The organism is Nonomuraea sp. NPDC050328, assembly GCF_044459405.1.
GTDB lineage: Bacteria > Actinomycetota > Actinomycetes > Streptosporangiales > Streptosporangiaceae > Nonomuraea.
On record NZ_JBITIW010000006.1, the window covers coordinates 40,387 to 55,940 of the forward strand.

Below are 15,554 nucleotides of genomic sequence, written 5' to 3' on the forward strand. Positions count from 1 at the left end.
TCGTCGCACGTTCCCTTCCGTCCAATGAAGTACTCAGGGGTCGCTGTGGCTGTCACCTCCCTCGAAAATCTCGATCTCGATCCGGCGTTCGCCCTGCACAGAGGCGGCAAGCTGGAGGTCAGATCGACTGTGCCCGTCCGTGACGCGGACGATCTCGCCCTCGCCTACACCCCCGGGGTGGCCCGTGTCTGCACGGCCATCGCCGATTCTCCCGAGCTCGTCAACGATTACACCTGGGTCTCGAATGTGGTCGCCGTCGTGTCCGACGGCACCGCTGTGCTAGGGCTCGGCGATATCGGACCTGCCGCCGCCATGCCCGTCATGGAAGGCAAGTCCCTGCTTTTCAAGCAGTTCGGCGGAGTCGACTCCGTGCCGATCTGCCTCGACTGCACCGGCGTCGACGAACTCGTCGAGACCATCGTCCGGCTGGCCCCGTCCTTCGGCGGGATCAACCTGGAGGACATCAGCGCGCCGCGCTGCTTCGAGGTCGAGGCCCGGCTCCGTGAGCGGCTCGACATCCCCGTCTTCCACGACGACCAGCACGGCACCGCGATCGTCACCCTGGCCGCGCTCCAGAACGCCGCGCGGCTCACCGGCCGCACCCTCGGCGACCTCCGGGCCGTCGTGGCCGGCGCGGGCGCCTCCGGCATCGCGGTCAGCCGCATCCTGATCGAAGCGGGCATCGGCGACATCGCCGTCGCCGACTCCCGCGGCATCATCTACGCCGGCCGTGACGGGCTCAACCCGATCAAGGAGGCGCTGGCGCTCGACAGCAACCGCGCGGGCCACACCGGCACCACCGAGCAGGCCCTCGCGGGCGCGGACGTCTTCGTCGGCCTGTCCGGCTCGACCGTCTCCGAGGCGGCCATCGCCGCCATGGCGCCCGGGTCGATCGTCTTCGCCCTGTCCAACCCCACGCCCGAGATCCACCCCGAGCTCGCGCGCAAGCACGCCGCCGTCGTCGCCACCGGGCGGTCCGACTTCCCCAACCAGATCAACAACGTGCTGGCCTTCCCCGGCGTCTTCCGCGGCGCGTTCGACGTCCGGGCCACCACCATCACGGAGAACATGAAGGTCGCCGCGGCCAACGCGCTCTCCGCCGTGGTCGGCGCCGATCTCACCGCCGACTACGTCATCCCGAGCCCGTTCGACGCCCGGGTCGCCCCGGCCGTCGCCCGGGCTGTGGCCGACCAGGCCCGGCTGGACGGGGTCGCCTCGCGCTGACCCGCGTGACCTAGGAGGGTACGGCTGACGCCAGCCGTACCCTCCTTCGTTTGTTTTGGGAATACCGAAACGGCCTTTACTCTTCGTGTTATAAATGAGGCTCTCTGTAAGGGCTCATCGAGGAGAGCGATGGAACGCGAGCCCAACCGACTGCTCCAGCAGCTCATCGCCGAAGCGGGATTCTCCCGCAAGGGGCTGGCTCGGCGCCTGAACGATCTCGGCACCTCCCGGGGCATCCCGGGGCTGAGATACGACCACAGTTCCGTCCTGCGCTGGATCGGCGGACAGCGACCACGCGAGCCGGTCCCGTGCCTGCTCGCGGAGATCTTCGCTCTCCGGCTCGGCCGGCCGGTCGACCCCGAGGACTTCGGGATGCCGGCCATCAGCAGTCCCCTCCACCTTGGACAAGAGTTCACGCATACGTGGGTGGAGGGAGTCGCGACAGTGACAGCGCTGTGGCGGGCCGATGTGGAACGACGACGATTCCTGGTCGATTCGACCTTCGCGATCGGAGCCGGGGCGGCCGGTGCCGTCCGCTGGCTCACCTCGCCGCCGGGCGGTCGCCCGGTGGGGGCGGGGGCGCGCAAGGTCGGCAGATCAGACGTGACCGCGATCCACGAGGTCACCCGGTCCTTCGGCGAGCTGGACAACCGCTTCGGCAGCGGGCGCGTGCGCTCCGCGGTCGTGAAATATCTGGACACCGCCGTCTCACCGCTGCTGCGGGACGGCTCCTACGACGAGGCCACCGGCCGTACCCTCGCCGCCGCCGCCGCGGAGCTCACCCGGCTGGCCGGGTGGATGGCCTACGACCTCGAACAGCACGGCCTGGCGCAGCGCTACCTCATCCAGGCGCTGCGGCTGGCGCACGGGGCGGACGACCACGCGCTGGGGAGCGAGATCCTCTCCGGGATGGCGCACCAGGCGATCTACATGGGTCAGCCCTCGCACGCCCTGGACCTCTCCCGGGCCGCCCAGCTCTCCGCCCGCCGCTCCGGCCACCGTACCCTCCTGGCCGCCGCCACCGTCCTCGAGGCGCACGCGCACGCGGGGCTGGGGGACTCGCGGTCCTGCGCCCAGGCCCTCAACGAGGCCGAGGCCGCCTTCGAGCGGCGACGGGCTTCGGAGGAGCCGGAGTGGCTGCGGTACTTCGACTCGGCCTACCTTGCGGCCAAGTTCTCCCACTGCTTCCGGGACCTGGGGGACGGGGAGCGGGCCGTGTCCTTCGCTCGCCGGTCTCTGGACATGGACGGGCGCTTTGTGCGGGGACGGATGTTCAACCTCTCGCTGCTGGCCGGCGGCCTTGTGCAGCGTGGTGAGGTGGAGGCCGCCTGTACGGCTGCCCGCGAGGCGTTCTCCTTGGCCGGGGAACTGCAGTCGGCCCGTACAAGGACGTACGTGGAAGATCTGCGGCGCCGCTTCGAGCCCTTCCGCAAACTGAGCGCGGTACGAGAGCTCTTCGAGCACCAGCTCGCCACCGTCTAGAACCTTCCTGGGAACAAGTGAAGGCCCGGTCCTGGGGACCGGGCCTTCTTCCCTTTACTTCATCCCTTTAAGTGAAGGAGTTCCCTATCAGGGTTCAGCCGCGGTTTCGCCGCGTACGAGACGGCGAGAAGACCGTCACCCTGGAGGAAGATCGATTTGGGGAAGTAAAGGCCGAAGGGCTCGGCTAGGCCGAGCCCTTCGGTTTGAAGCTAACAACCCTTAGGGGGAGGTTTGGACCCTCACCCCAAGGTCACCTACCACCGGAGAAACTACGGGAGGATCTTGCCGGAGGCGACGTTCTTGGCGGCGTTGTAGACCAGAGCGGTCTCGCCGTCGAAGTACGCGGAGGTGATGTTGTCGATACGGCCGTTACCGTCGTTGTCCAGGAACAGCGAGGTGATGCCGTTGAGGTAGCCGAGACGCTTGGCGTTGCTGTACTTGAGCAGCCACGGACCACCGTCGTAACCACCGGTCACGGCGCACTTCAGGGCGATCTGCTCCTCAACCTTGTAGGTCGAGGGGGTGACCGGGCCCTTGCCCTGGGTCTTGCCGTAGCACCACTTCGGCGTCACACCGGAGTACGGCTTGGAGCCGTCGGGGTGCTGCGCGAAGGGGTAGCCGAAGGTGCGGACGTACTTGCCGGTCGGCTGGTTCCACGCGAAGCCCTGGCCACCGACGTTGTCGCCGAGGCGACCGACGTGGGCCATGGACAGCTCGACCTTGAAGTACTGACGGAAGTAGTACGTCGTGGTCGAAGACTGCTTGTACCACTGGTTCACGTAGGTACGGACGATCCAGTAGCCACCGGGGGTCGCAGCGAAGTCGACCGTCTTGTCGCCGATCTTGACCTTGCCCGAAGCCGAGGTGAACGCAGCAGCGTTCGGCTCCTGGCCAGCGTTCTTGGCGGCAACGAAGGCGTTGTACTCCGACTCGGTGACGCGCTTGAAGGAGAGGCCCTTCAGGTGCTTCAGGTCGGCGAAGTCGATCTCCGGCTGCGGGGTGCCGCTGTAGCGGTTGCCGTTCTGGTTGCCGTTGACGGCGGCGTTGTAGGTCTCGAGGTTCACCTCGAGCTTGATGTTGACCTTGCCGTCGCCGACGTAGTTGTCCGCAACCTTGTCAGCCGGGTTGGCGACGGTCTTGGAGACGACGGGGCCAGCGGCCTCGATCTCCTCGCCCGTGGCGGTGTAGCCGGCCTCGATCTTGCCGCTGGCGTTGTACTTGGCAGCCAGCTCGTTGGCCTTGGCCAGCGTCTTGGCGGCGTCCGCCTCCTTGATCTCGGATTCCTTGATGTACTTGGAACCCTTGTAAGCAAGGAACTCGGACTTGGAGAGCTCGGTGGCCTTGGTGGTCTCGCCGTTCTCGCCACCCTTGATGCCGTCGTAGACGGTAACGAACGCGTAGTCGCGGTCGTAGTCCTCGTAGGTGGTGAAGTCGTAGTGGGTGAAGGCCTGCTTGCCCACGTAGATGCCGGCCGGGGTCTTGCCCTGGTAGTACATCGGGACGAACACCCAGCGAGAAACGACTTCCTCGTTCTTCAGGTCCTCGTACACGCAGTGACCAGCGGTGGCCACCAGGTTCTTGTAGTTGGACTGAATCGAGGTGCCGGAGCACCAGTACAGCTTGCCGTCACGGGTCTGGAAGAAGACCTTGCCGATGGTCTTGGGCAGGTTCACGTTGTGAACCTTGACCGCGGCCTTCTTCTCCTCGCCGATGGCGGGGACGACGCCCGGCTTACCGTCGGGGTTGTAGCCGCCCTTCTGGACGATCTTCTTGACGGCCTTGTAGTCGTAGTGGAACGCGGTGGCCTGACGGAGCGCCTCGTTGTTCGACTTCGTCCAGAAGTTGATGGTGTCCTGGACCTCAGCGGCGCGCTGAGCGAGGTGCGCCTCAAGGGTGCCCTCGTCGGGGGCCGCGTTGGCAGCGCCGGCCAGACCAGCAGCCAGCAGACCGGTGGCCAGAATGGCGCCACCGGCGGGGAGGAGGATGCGCTTCAAGGTAACTCCTTGCGCTGTCGTGAGACGCCTCTTGCGTCCCATGCGTCAGTAAAGGGATAGCCAGGAACATACAGTGCCGATCTTGAAAACAGGAACCCGCTTTGAGGGGAAAACGGGGGGCCCGATGGGGCGTGATCGTTCTGTGATGTTTAAGAGGCGTAAGCGCTGAAGGGGTTTCCTGCACCTGCGGTGGGCATTTCCGCAGATCAGCATAAGCTTGGTGTTAGTGGGGCGGATGTGACTGAAGCGACCCCGTGACCGTGGGTCATGTTGTGATGTGACACAGATCACATCGACTCGATGGCACCGGATCGGCCCCCCACGCGTCAAAAGGCCTCACACAAATCGGACAGATCCTCGGCAGGACCGGCGTTTGCGGGCTCTGAGAGAGCCCCAGAACCGCGGATCCCGGGCTACGAACCCCTGCGATAGGTCCTGGGAACGACGAAAGGGGCCCGGCAGAAGCCGGGCCCCTTCGTTTATGCGCCGTACGGTCAGCCGGTGATCTTGCCGGACCACACGTTGGCGGCAGCGCGGTACACCGTGTTGGTCTCACCGTCGAAGTACGGCGAGGTGTTGGTGTCGACGCGGTCGTTGCCGTCCTGGTCGGCGAAGGTGCTGGTGACACCGTTCACGTAGCCCAGGCGCTTGGCGTTGCTGTACTTGAGGAGCCAGGGGGCGCCGTCGGCGCCCTCGGTCATCGAGCACTTGAGGGAGACGTGCTCCTCGATCTTCTTGGCGGGCGCCTGCACGACCTTGGCCGAGGTCTTGCCGTAGCACCACTTGGGCGTCACGCCGGTGAAGTTCTTGTTGCCGTCGGGGTGCGCGAGCGACGGGTAGCCGAACACGCGCACGTACTTGCCGGTGGGCTGGTTCCAGGCGAAGCCCTGACCACCCACGTTGTCGCCGAGGCGACCGGCGTCCTTGAGCTCGTGCTCCACCTTGTAGTAGTCACGGAAGTAGTACTTCGTGGTGGAGGACTTCTTGTACCACTGGTTGAGGTAGGTCTTGACGATCCAGTACCCACCCGGGGTGGCGCTGAAGTCGATGGTGACGTCGTCGTCGAACTTCACCTTGCCGGCGGCGGAGGTGTAGGCGACGCCCAGCTCGTTGCCGGCGGCCTTCGAGGCCACGAAGTTGTTGTACTCGGTCTCCGTGACGCGCTCGTACGTGATGCCGTACTCGTTCTTCAGGCCGCTGTTCGGAGCCAGCTTCTCGTTGAAGCGGTTGCCGTTCTGGACGCCCTCGCCCGCACCCTGCCAGGTGGCCAGGCTGACCTCGGTCTTGACGTTGACCGCGCCGGGGTAGTTGTGGGCGACCTTGTCGTCGGGGTTGGGGGTGGTCTTGGAGATGACCGGGCCGGCCCCGTCGATGCTCTCGCCCTTGTCGTTGTACCCCGCCTCGACGTTGCCGCTGGCGTTGTACTTGGCGGCGAGGGTCTTGGCCTCGGCGAGGTCCTTGATCTCCTTCTCTTCGATGTACTTCGCACCCTTGTGGGCGAGGAACTCGGACTTGGAGATCTCGGTGGTCTTGTTGAACGTGCCGCCGATGCCGTTGTAGACCGTCACGAACGCGTAGTCGCGGTCGTAGTCCTCGTAGTTCGAGAAGTCGTAGTGCGTGAACGCCTGCTTGCCGACGTAGATGCCCCACGGGGTCTTGCCCTGGTAGTAGCCCGGGACGAAGACCCACTTGGACATGACGTCCGTGTTGGAGGCGACGTCGTAGACGCAGTGGCCGGCGGTGGCGACCAGGTTCTTGTACTTGGACTGGATCGAGGTGGCCGAGCACCACTTCTTCTCGCCCTTGGCGTTGACGAAGAAGACCTTGCCGATGGTCTTCGGCAGGTTCACGTTCTGAACCTTGGGGGTGGTCTTCTTCTCTTCGCCGATGGCGGGGACGCTGCCGGGCTTGCTGTCGGGCGTGTAGCCGCCCTTGCTCTTGAGCTTGGTGACGTCGGAGTTGTCCCAGACGTTCGAGGCGGTGGCGGCCTTGAGGGCGGCGTTGTTGGAGTCGCTCCAGAACTGGGCGATCTCCTGAGCCACGGCGGCGCTCTTCGCCATCGGGTCCGAGGCGACGTCGGGGGCGGCCTGGGCCGCACCGGCGAGACCGGCGGCGAGCAGACCGGTGGCGAGGACGGCGCCACTGGCCGGGATGAGGATGCGCTTCAAGGGAACTGCTCCTTGCTCTGTCGTGAGGCGAACAGGCGCCTCATGCGTCAGTAAAGGGACAGCAAGGAACATACAGGCGGGATCTTTGCAGGTGGAAGCCGTTCCGCCCTATCCGGAAGGAAGGGTTACCGTCGTTACTTTTCTGTGACATGTCAACACTTCTGTGGAATTTGTGGCGTTTTGACTGCGTGTTAGGGCTTGAGACAGATGGGCAGGGAGTGAAGAACCGCGAATCCTGCGCCGCTGAATGTGACTCAGATCACAGCACATTGATGGCACCGAATCGCGAGATCTTCCGTCTAATCCGGCCGAGTTGATCTCCAGGGCAACGAAGAACCCCGCCGGAAGGCCGACGGGGTCGAGGTTTCTGGGCCCGCTAGGAGGCGTTGGCCGCGTGCTGGTAGACGATCATCGTCCCGCTGTTGAAGTAGGAGGAAGAGACCGCGTCGTAGGTGCCCTTGGCGTCGCGGTTCCAGGTGAGGCTGTTGACGCCGTTGAGCCAGCCCAGCTTCTTGCCGGCGTCGAACTCCAGGAGCCAGGGCCCGCCGCTGGCGCCGTGGCTGAAGTTGCAGCCGGGCAGCTGCACCCCGTGCTCCAGGTTGAAGCTGGGGGAGCGGGTCTTGGTGGTGCGCCCGTCGCAGGTGGCGAGGGTGCGGCCGTCGAAGGGGCGGGTGCCGTCCGGCTGGGCGCCGGAGGGGTAGCCGAAGGCGACGGCCTGGTTGCCGACGCCGCGCAGGATGGTCAGGCCCTGGCCGCCGACGTTGTCCTGGAGCTTGCCGACCGGCACCCGGGTGGGCTTGCCGTCCTTGGTCTCCCAGCGGAAGCCGGAGTGCACGGTGATGAAGGCGTAGTCGTAGTCGTAGTCACCCTCGCCCGACCAGACGTCGTGGATGTTGAGGGTGGCGCCGATGTAGATGCCGTCCGGGGTGGTGCCGCCGGTGCCCGGGTTCGGGACGAAGATCCAGTTGTCCGCGGGGCGCAGGTTCTTCAGGTCGTAGGCGCAGTGCCCGGCGGTGGCGACGACGCTGCGGTTCTTGGCCGCCACGGCGCTCGCCGAGCACCAGTACTCCTTGCCGCTGATCAGGAAGTAGACCTTGCCGAAGGTGCGCGCCGCGCCGCCGGCCGCGGGAGGCGCGGGCGGGACGGTGCGGGCGTCGGGGACCGGGCGCCGGGCCAGGCCGAGGCTCTGGGAGGAGGCGGTCGTGGTCCCGGTGGGCTTGGGGCGGGAGCCGGGGGTGGCCGGGGTGTAGTTCTCGGCCAGCTTGAGCTTCTCCGGCTGCCAGTAGCGCGCGACCGCCTCCATCTGGGCCTCGGTCCTGGCCATGTCGACCGAGTAGGTCGGGTCGGGGGCGAGGGCGGAGCCGGTCGTCGCGGCTGCGGAAGGGGTCCCCGCGAGCGCAGGCAACAGCAGCAGCGCGCCGCTGAGGGCGGCGGCCGCGAGGTGCCTGAGTCGGGGGATCATGAAGTTACCTTCCGTTCTGGGGTGATTTTTCCAGATCAACTGCGGTAATGCAGCTCGGATCGAGATTTGTTATCTGATCAAGCCTGCCGTACCAGCGATAAAGCACCTATCAAGAACGCGCGGAGTGCCGGAGAATCCGGCACTCCGCGCTAAATGATCTACGGCTTCGGCGGGTTGCCGGACCACCGGTTGGCGGCGGCCTTGTAGACCTTGTAGGTGTCGGTGTTGAAGTACGGCGAGGAGATGTGGTCGAACCGGTCGTTGCCGTCGGTGTCCCAGGCGACGCTGTTGACGCCGTAGACGTAACCGGTGCGCGAGGTGTTCTTGTAGTTGTAGACGAACGGGCCGCCGCTCGCGCCGGCGGTGAAGGAGCACTTGAAGCCGATGTGCTCCTGGATGCGGTACTTCGGCGCGGCCGGCATCGGCGCGGTCTTGCCGTAGCACCACTTCATCGTCCGGCCGGAGTACGGCCGGTCGCCGTCGTCGTGCTTGCCGGCGGGGTAGCCGAAGGAGAAGACGTTCGCCTTCGGGCTGCGGTTCCAGGTGAAGCCCATGCCGCCGACGTTGTCGCCGAGCCGGCCGATGTACTTCTTGACCGGCTCCCAGCCGCCGCCGGTGGTCTTCTTCCAGTCGATCTTGTAGCCGTTGTAGACGTTGACGAACGCGTAGTCGAAGTCGTAGTCCTCCTTCACCACGAAGTCGTCGTGCGCGTTGAAGGTCTTGGCCTCGTAGATCCCGTAGGGCGTCTTGCCCTCCCACCGGTTGTTGCCGTCCCAGTAGGACGGGATGAACACCCAGTTGTCGTGGAAGCGGTCGTGCTTGGTGTCGTACACGCAGTGGCCGGAGGTGGCCACGACGTTGCGGTACTTGCCCTGGATCGAGGTCGCGGAGCAGAACTTCCACTCCCCGTCGCCGTCGGTGAAGAACACCCGGCCGACGGTGTTGGGCAGGTTGACCTGCTTGACCTTGGGCGACTTGGCGCCCTCCTGGCCGATCGGCGGAACGGAGCCGGGCGGGCCGTCGGGGGCGTTGCCGTTGATCTTGCCGCCGCGCTGGGAGAGGTCCAGCGCGCCGTCGGCGCTCTTGGCGGCCCGGAGCTTGTCCGGGGTCCAGAACGCCAGCGCTGAGCCGGTGGTGCTCTTCGCCTCCGCGGAGACGATGTCGTCGGCGGCCACCGCGTTCGCGGGGGACAGGCCGGCCAGACCGCTGAGGGCCGCGAGAGGAATCGCGATGCCCAGCGCCTTCGTTGCTCGGGACTTCATTGCTGCTCCTTCATCCAGTTCTCGGCGGCCCAGAGCGGGGAACTGTCGCCCCGGATGGGCCAGGAAAACGAGCGAGACGCTAGCGAATGGCGCGAGGCGTAATCCAGGAAACGACGTGAAAAAGTCTGGCGCGGTTCCATTCCGTTATTGAAATAGCCATTCCGCATGTATTCGGAAATGGCATCACCCCAGGTCCAGGGCCGAATAAATTCACCCTGACATCACTCGTAACAACCATCACTCAATTTACAAACGGAAGATTGTTCTGCTTAGATGACGGCATGAATGCCCGCACCCCCTGCCTGGTCGGCGTAGCCCAGTCGACCGTTCGCGACCAGCCCGGACCGGAACCGCTCGACCTCTGGGAGCAGGTCGCCCGCGAGGCCGCCCGGGAGGCCCGGCTCGACCCGGCCCGGCTGGATTCGGTCCAGATCGTCTACAGCGACTCCTGGCAGTACGACTCGCCCGCCGACCGGCTGGCCGACCGGCTCGGCGCCGCGCCGCGGCACCGGGTCTACTCCCGGGTCAGCGGTACGGCGCCGCAGCACCTGATCGGCGCGGCGGCGGCCGGGATCGCGGCGGGCGAGATGGAGGCCGCGCTGGTCGTCGGCGCCGAGGCCCTGGCCACCCGCCGGCACTACCGGCTGGCCGGGGAGCGGGTGCCGTGGAGCCACGCCGCCGACCCCAAACCGCCCTACGGCTGGGAGCGGCCGCCGCATCCGGCCGAGCTCGCCCACGAGCTGTTCCTGCCGGTGCACACCTACGCGATCATGGAGACCGCCCGCCGGGCGGCCCTCGGCCAGTCCGTCGCCGCGGAGACGGCCGAGCGGGGCGCGCTGTTCGCGCCCATGACCGAGGTCGCCGCGGCCAACCGGCACGCCTGGCGCCGCCGCGCGATGTCGCCTGAGGAGCTCGTCACGCCGGGGCCCGGCAACCGGTTCGTCGGCTGGCCGTACACCAGGAACACGGTCGCGGTGATCGAGGTGGACCAGGCCGCGGCGCTGGTCCTGGTCAGCTCCGGGCTGGCCGACCGGCTCGGCGTCCCGCGCGAGCAGCGGATCTACCTGCGCGGCTGGGCCTACGCCGAGGAGACGTGGGAGGTGGCCGCCCGGCCCGAGCTCGGCGGCGGGGCGGCGATGGCTCACGCGGCCCGGGCCGCGTTCGACCGCGCCGGGATCGGGCTCGACGAGGTGAGCGCGTTCGACCTCTACAGCTGCTTCGCGGTGGCGGTCCGCCAGGCCTGCGAGGCGCTCAAGCTCGACCCGCACGACCGGCGCGGGCTCACCGTGACCGGCGGCCTGCCGTACGCGGGAGGCCCGTCGAGCTGCTACGTCCTGCACTCGACCGCGACGATGGCCGCGCTGTTGCGCGAGGGCGGGCACGGCCTGGTGACCGGGGTCGGCATGCACCTGACCAAGCACACCTACGCCGTCTGGTCGAGCGAGCCCGGCGGCCGGCTCGGCGACGCGCGCCCGGTGTCCACCGCCGACCCGGTGCCGATCGCCGACACCCACGAGGGACCGGCCGTGGTCGCGGGCTACACCGTGGCCCACGGCCGCGACGGCGTCGCCGAGCGCGGGATCCTCGTCGCCGACCTGCCCGACGGCCGCCGCACCCATGCTCTGGTACGGCAGGCGGACCTGCTCGCCGACGCGGAGAGCCGGGAACTGGTGGGACAGGCCGTGCACCTGACCACGGACGGGCCGGTGAATGTCGCGACCTGGTGACACAGGTTGCGAACCTGTGATGATTCCGCCAGGTCCGAAGCCTTGCGCGGGCAGGCCCGCTCAACTGGACTGCCGGTGTGGGCGAGCAGTTCGACGTGATCGAGGCGGGCACCCCGCGCCGGCGCCGCCGGTTGGGCGTGGCCCTCCTGGCGCTCGTGGTCGCGGTGCCGCTGGCCGGGTGGCTGATCAGCCGCGACCCTGAGCCGGCGCAACAGGCCGAGCGGCAGCGGCCGGAACCGATCAGCACCCTGGTGACCGTCGGCACGAGACCGAACGTGCTGACGCCCACCCCCCGCCTGGTGGGCGGCGAGAAGGTCCTGGACCTGGTCTTTCCCGACGGCCGCCGCGCGGAGCTGCGCTACCCGGCCGATCTCGACTTCGAGAGCCTCGGCATCCGGCCCTTCCAAGGCGCGGTGCTGCGCGGCGAGACCATGAACCACTACCGCCAGCTCGTCGCGCCCTTCTCCGGCGAGGTCGAGATCACCAAGGGCGGCCAGCCGCTGCGGCACTTCACGCCGAACGTCACGCTCTGGCCCCGGCCCTCCGGCAGCAACCCCGGCCAGGTGCTGCTGTTCGGCTTCGGCGACTGGCGGCTGGCGCTCTACGACCGGCCCAACGGGCTCACCTTCGACCAGCGCATGACCTGGGCGCGCAACCTGAAGGGCACGGTCACCCCGGAGGGCTTCCTCACCCTCTCGGCGACCGGGCCGCTGCGGCTGTCGAAGCCGGGTGAGTACGGCTACGGCCGCGAACCGGCCGGCCCGCAACTGTGGTTCGGCACCTCCACCGGGCACATGCTCGTCCTGGTCCCGCTGCCGGGCTGCCGGCGCAACCTGCGGCCGCCGTCGGTGATCATGGGGACCGGCAGCTACGGCTGGGTCTGCCGGTCGGGCGTCTACATCGGCGTCGCCGGGCCCCGCCGGTACATCGACCACGCGCTCGAGAGCGTCGAGATCACCGTGAAGTAGGGTGCGGCCATGTTCGCCGTAACCGCCACGCAGACCGATGCCGCGAACCCGCTCGCGGGCCTGACCCTGGGCGAGCGCCCCGAACCGGAGGTCCCGGAGGGGTGGACGACCGTCACCGTACGGGCCGCCGCGCTCAACCACCACGACCTGTGGACGCTCAAGGGCGTCGGCATCCGCCAGGACCGCCTGCCCATCGTGCTCGGCTGCGATGCCGCCGGGCTCGACGAGGACGGCAACGAGGTGATCGTGCACTCCGTGATCGGCTCGGGGCCCGACGAGACCCTCGACCCCAAACGCAGCCTGCTGTCGGAGACCCACGACGGCACCTTCGCCGAGCGGGTGGCGGTGCCGCGCCGCAACCTGGTGCCCAAGCCGGCCGCGCTCAGCTTCGAGGAGGCGGCCTGCCTGCCCACCGCGTGGCTGACCGCCTACCGCATGCTCTTCGACAAGGCCGAGCTCCAGCCGGGCTCGACGGTGCTGGTCCAGGGCGCGGGCGGCGGCGTCGCCACCGCGCTGATCGCGCTCGGCCGGGCCGGAGGCTACCGCGTCTGGGCGACCTCCCGCAGCGAGGACAAGCGCGAGCGGGCCCTGCAGCTCGGCGCCGACCAGGTCTTCGAGCCCGGCGCCCGGCTGCCCGAGCGGGTGGACGCGGTCATGGAGACCGTGGGCCAGGCCACCTGGGACCACTCGCTCAAGTCGCTGCGGCCCGGCGGGCGCGTCGTCGTCTCCGGCGCCACCAGCGGCGCGGTCCCGCCGGCCGACCTCAACCGGGTCTTCTTCCTGCAGCTGTCGGTGGTCGGCTCGACCATGGGCACCCGCGACCAGCTCCAGCGGCTGGCCGTCTTCCTGGAGCAGACCGGGGTGCGGCCGGTGATCGACCGGGTGGTCCCGCTGGCCGAGGCCCGCGACGGTTTCGCCGCCATGCACGAGGGTGACGTCTTCGGGAAAATCGTCTTCACCGCATAGTGGGTACATCTCGTCCATGGGGCCTGGGACGAGATTGTGGGACACGGCGGGTGAATACCGAAATCTGCTGGTCGCCGGGAGCGCGCTGGTCCTCCAGACCATGCACCCGGCGGTCGGCGCCGCGGTCGCCCAGCGCTCCGACTTCCGCACCGACCCCTGGGGACGGCTCAGCCGCACCCTCGGCTCGGTGCAGCGCTGGGTCTACGCCGACGGCGAGGCCGAGGTGCGCCGGCTGCGCGACCTGCACGCCGGGATCAAGGGCGTCGACGAGTACGGCAGGCCGTACCACGCGTTGCAGGCCGAGGCCTGGGCCTGGGTGCACTGGAGCCTGTTCGAGCAGTTCCGCACCCTCGAACGGATCTTCGGCGCCGGGCCGGTGGACGAGCGGGCGATGTTCGACGACTTCCAGGCGCTCGGGCGGCTGCTGCGGGTGCGCTCGCCCTTCGACGACCTGGCCGGGTATGCCGCCTACTTCGACCGGATGGTGGCCGAGCGGCTGGAGGCGCACCCGACCGCGATCGAGGTGCTGGCGACGTTGCGTGCCACGCCCAGCCCGCCGTACGTGCCGGGGCTGGTGTGGAAGCCGGTGGGGGTGCCGGCCAGCGAGCTGAACTACTTCATCACCGTGGGGACGTTGCCGCCTGCCGTACGGGAGAAGCTGGGGTTGCGGTGGTCGGCCCGGCGGGAGCGGCTGCTGCGGGCGATCGGCCGGGCGGCCGCGGCGGTGGCGCCGCGGCTGCCGGAACGGGTGCGGTACATGCCGCTGGCCTACCGCGCCCGCCGGGCCGCCCGGGGCTAGTCCCTCAGCGCCCTCAGCGCCCTCAGCGCAGGGTGTCGCCGATCCGGGCGGCGGCCTCGTCGAGCGCCCGCCGGGCCTCCTCCAGGGAGCGGCGGGTGAGCCTGCCCGCGGAGGCGTCCTGGCGGACCCGGGCGACGAAGTCGGCCAGCAGCTCGCCCAGGTCGGCGTCGAGCTGCGCCCGCTCCTCGGCGTCGTCGTCGTAACCCCCGCCCAGCGTGCTCCACGCGTCGGTCCAGATGCGCCGCCACTCGCGGCTCCACCGGTCGCTCTCGTCCTGCCAGCGGGTCCACTGCGAGGTGCCGCTGCTGCGCACGTTCTTGGCCGCCTGCGCCAGCTCCTCGCGCAGGGACCGGACGGTCGAGCGCACGTCCTCCTTGACCTCGCGCGCGATGTCCTGGACCGAGGCGGAGATCTCCTGCTCCAGCTCGGCCAGCTCGTCGAGGCGCTCGTTCAGCTCGGCGCGGCCCTGGTCGGTGAGCGAGAAGACCTTCTTGCCGTCGATGACCTCGTGCGTGACCAGGCCCTCCTCCTCCAGCCGGGCCAGGCGCGGGTAGATCGTGCCGGGGGAGGGCGAGTAGACGCCCAGGAAGCGGTCCTGGAGCAGCCGGATCACCTCGTAGCCGTGCCTCGGGCTCTCCTCCAGCAGCTTGAGCAGGTACAGGCGCAGCCGGCCGTGCCCGAAGACGGGGCTCATTCCTTGTCTCCCTTGAGCAGGGTCACCCGGCCGGAGACCGACTTGACCGAGAGTTCGGCCATGCCGCCGCCGATCCGCCCGGACAGGTGTTTGGACCCGGGCCGCTGGGAGGCCGACAGCCCGTCGAAGGCGGAGTCGAGCCGGCCCGTGGTCGAGCGCAGGGTGATGTCGGTGTCCACGGTGGGCGGCAGCCGTACCAGGACGTCTCCCGACACGGTGTTGATGGTGACGTGGCCGGTCGGGCGCAGCCGCAGGTCGGCGGTGATCCGGCCGGAGACGGTCGTCGCCTTCAGCCGGCGCGGGAAGCCGCCGGCGACGGTGAGGTCGCCGGAGACGCTCTTGAAGTTCAGGTCGCCCTCCATCGCGCGGCTCTCCAGCGGCCCCGAGACGGTCTCGGCGGCCACGTCGCCGCTGACCCCGTCGAGGGTGACCTCGCCCGAGACGCTGCGCACCCGGGTGCGGCGCTCGAAGCCGGCCACGACCGCCGAGGCGGTCACCACGCCGGCGTTGACCGGGCACGTCTTCGGCACGGTGATGGTCAGGCTGCAACTGCGCTTGGCCGGGCCGCGCAACCAGGACAGCACGCCGTCCCAGGTGAGGTCCTGGTAGGCGATGGTCAGCGTGCCGTCCTCCTCGTGGGTGACGATGAGGGGGGAGCTGTTGATCTCCGTGACCTCCAGCACCGAAGGCCCGTCGTCGCTCGCGAGCACGTCCAGCCGGCCGGCCACGGTACGCACGTTGAGCGCGGTCACCGAGTCGAAGGTGAGCTGCCCCGGCTCGTCAATGGTCCACTCCATGCATACACGAT

Annotated in this window: 12 protein-coding genes; 6 read left to right on the plus strand and 6 right to left on the minus strand. The window is 68.5% G+C overall.

Going from position 1 to position 15,554, the window contains the following annotated elements; genetic code table 11:
• Nucleotides 1–24 precede the first annotated feature (24 nt).
• Both ACIBG7_RS22865 and ACIBG7_RS22870 read left to right on the plus strand, forming a co-directional pair.
• The gene (locus ACIBG7_RS22865; RefSeq protein ID WP_357926882.1) at nucleotides 25–1,224 is read left to right on the plus strand and encodes an NADP-dependent malic enzyme; all 1,200 of its coding nucleotides are present in this window, start codon (nucleotides 25–27) and stop codon (nucleotides 1,222–1,224) included.
• A gap of 129 nt (nucleotides 1,225–1,353) precedes the next feature.
• Nucleotides 1,354–2,706 carry a hypothetical protein gene (locus ACIBG7_RS22870; RefSeq protein ID WP_397337519.1) on the plus strand — a complete coding sequence of 451 codons (1,353 nt, stop codon included), beginning with the start codon at nucleotides 1,354–1,356 and terminating at the stop codon, nucleotides 2,704–2,706.
• Nucleotides 2,707–2,975: 269 nt separating this feature from the next.
• On the opposite strand, the gene ACIBG7_RS22875 is transcribed toward ACIBG7_RS22870, so the two are convergent.
• The 4 genes from ACIBG7_RS22875 to ACIBG7_RS22890 form a co-directional block, all read right to left on the minus strand.
• On the minus strand, nucleotides 2,976–4,700 hold the full coding sequence (locus ACIBG7_RS22875) for a hypothetical protein (RefSeq protein WP_397337520.1): 1,725 nt from the start codon (nucleotides 4,698–4,700) through the stop codon (nucleotides 2,976–2,978).
• A gap of 494 nt (nucleotides 4,701–5,194) precedes the next feature.
• A complete protein-coding gene (locus tag ACIBG7_RS22880) occupies nucleotides 5,195–6,868 on the minus strand; it encodes a hypothetical protein (protein WP_357926874.1) in 1,674 nt (557 codons plus the stop codon).
• A gap of 376 nt (nucleotides 6,869–7,244) precedes the next feature.
• Nucleotides 7,245–8,330 (minus strand): trypsin-like serine peptidase, encoded by a 1,086-nt coding sequence (locus tag ACIBG7_RS22885; protein WP_397337521.1) that lies wholly within the window; start codon nucleotides 8,328–8,330, stop codon nucleotides 7,245–7,247.
• Nucleotides 8,331–8,488: 158 nt separating this feature from the next.
• A complete protein-coding gene (locus ACIBG7_RS22890; protein WP_397337522.1) occupies nucleotides 8,489–9,592 on the minus strand; it encodes a trypsin-like serine peptidase in 1,104 nt (367 codons plus the stop codon).
• Nucleotides 9,593–9,873: 281 nt separating this feature from the next.
• Between ACIBG7_RS22890 and ACIBG7_RS22895 the strand changes: the two genes are divergently transcribed.
• The 4 genes from ACIBG7_RS22895 to ACIBG7_RS22910 all read left to right on the plus strand — a co-directional run bounded on the left by ACIBG7_RS22895 (nucleotide 9,874) and on the right by ACIBG7_RS22910 (nucleotide 14,052).
• Entirely contained in the window at nucleotides 9,874–11,319 is a 1,446-nt protein-coding gene (locus tag ACIBG7_RS22895; protein WP_397337523.1) for an acetyl-CoA synthetase, read from the plus strand.
• Nucleotides 11,320–11,396: 77 nt separating this feature from the next.
• Complete coding sequence (locus tag ACIBG7_RS22900; protein WP_357926862.1) at nucleotides 11,397–12,287, plus strand: hypothetical protein; 891 nt, start codon at nucleotides 11,397–11,399, stop codon at nucleotides 12,285–12,287.
• A 9-nt stretch (nucleotides 12,288–12,296) separates the two neighbouring features.
• The gene (locus tag ACIBG7_RS22905) at nucleotides 12,297–13,253 is read left to right on the plus strand and encodes a zinc-binding dehydrogenase (RefSeq protein ID WP_397337524.1); all 957 of its coding nucleotides are present in this window, start codon (nucleotides 12,297–12,299) and stop codon (nucleotides 13,251–13,253) included.
• A gap of 16 nt (nucleotides 13,254–13,269) precedes the next feature.
• Nucleotides 13,270–14,052, plus strand: coding sequence for an oxygenase MpaB family protein (locus ACIBG7_RS22910; protein WP_357926856.1), 783 nt, complete (start codon nucleotides 13,270–13,272; stop codon nucleotides 14,050–14,052).
• A 22-nt stretch (nucleotides 14,053–14,074) separates the two neighbouring features.
• On the opposite strand, the gene ACIBG7_RS22915 is transcribed toward ACIBG7_RS22910, so the two are convergent.
• Nucleotides 14,075–14,746, minus strand: coding sequence for a helix-turn-helix transcriptional regulator (locus tag ACIBG7_RS22915; RefSeq protein ID WP_357926853.1), 672 nt, complete (start codon nucleotides 14,744–14,746; stop codon nucleotides 14,075–14,077).
• Entirely contained in the window at nucleotides 14,743–15,543 is an 801-nt protein-coding gene (locus ACIBG7_RS22920) for a DUF4097 family beta strand repeat-containing protein (protein ID WP_357926849.1), read from the minus strand. The genes ACIBG7_RS22915 and ACIBG7_RS22920 overlap by 4 nt, the downstream gene beginning before the upstream one ends.
• Nucleotides 15,544–15,554 lie beyond the last annotated feature (11 nt).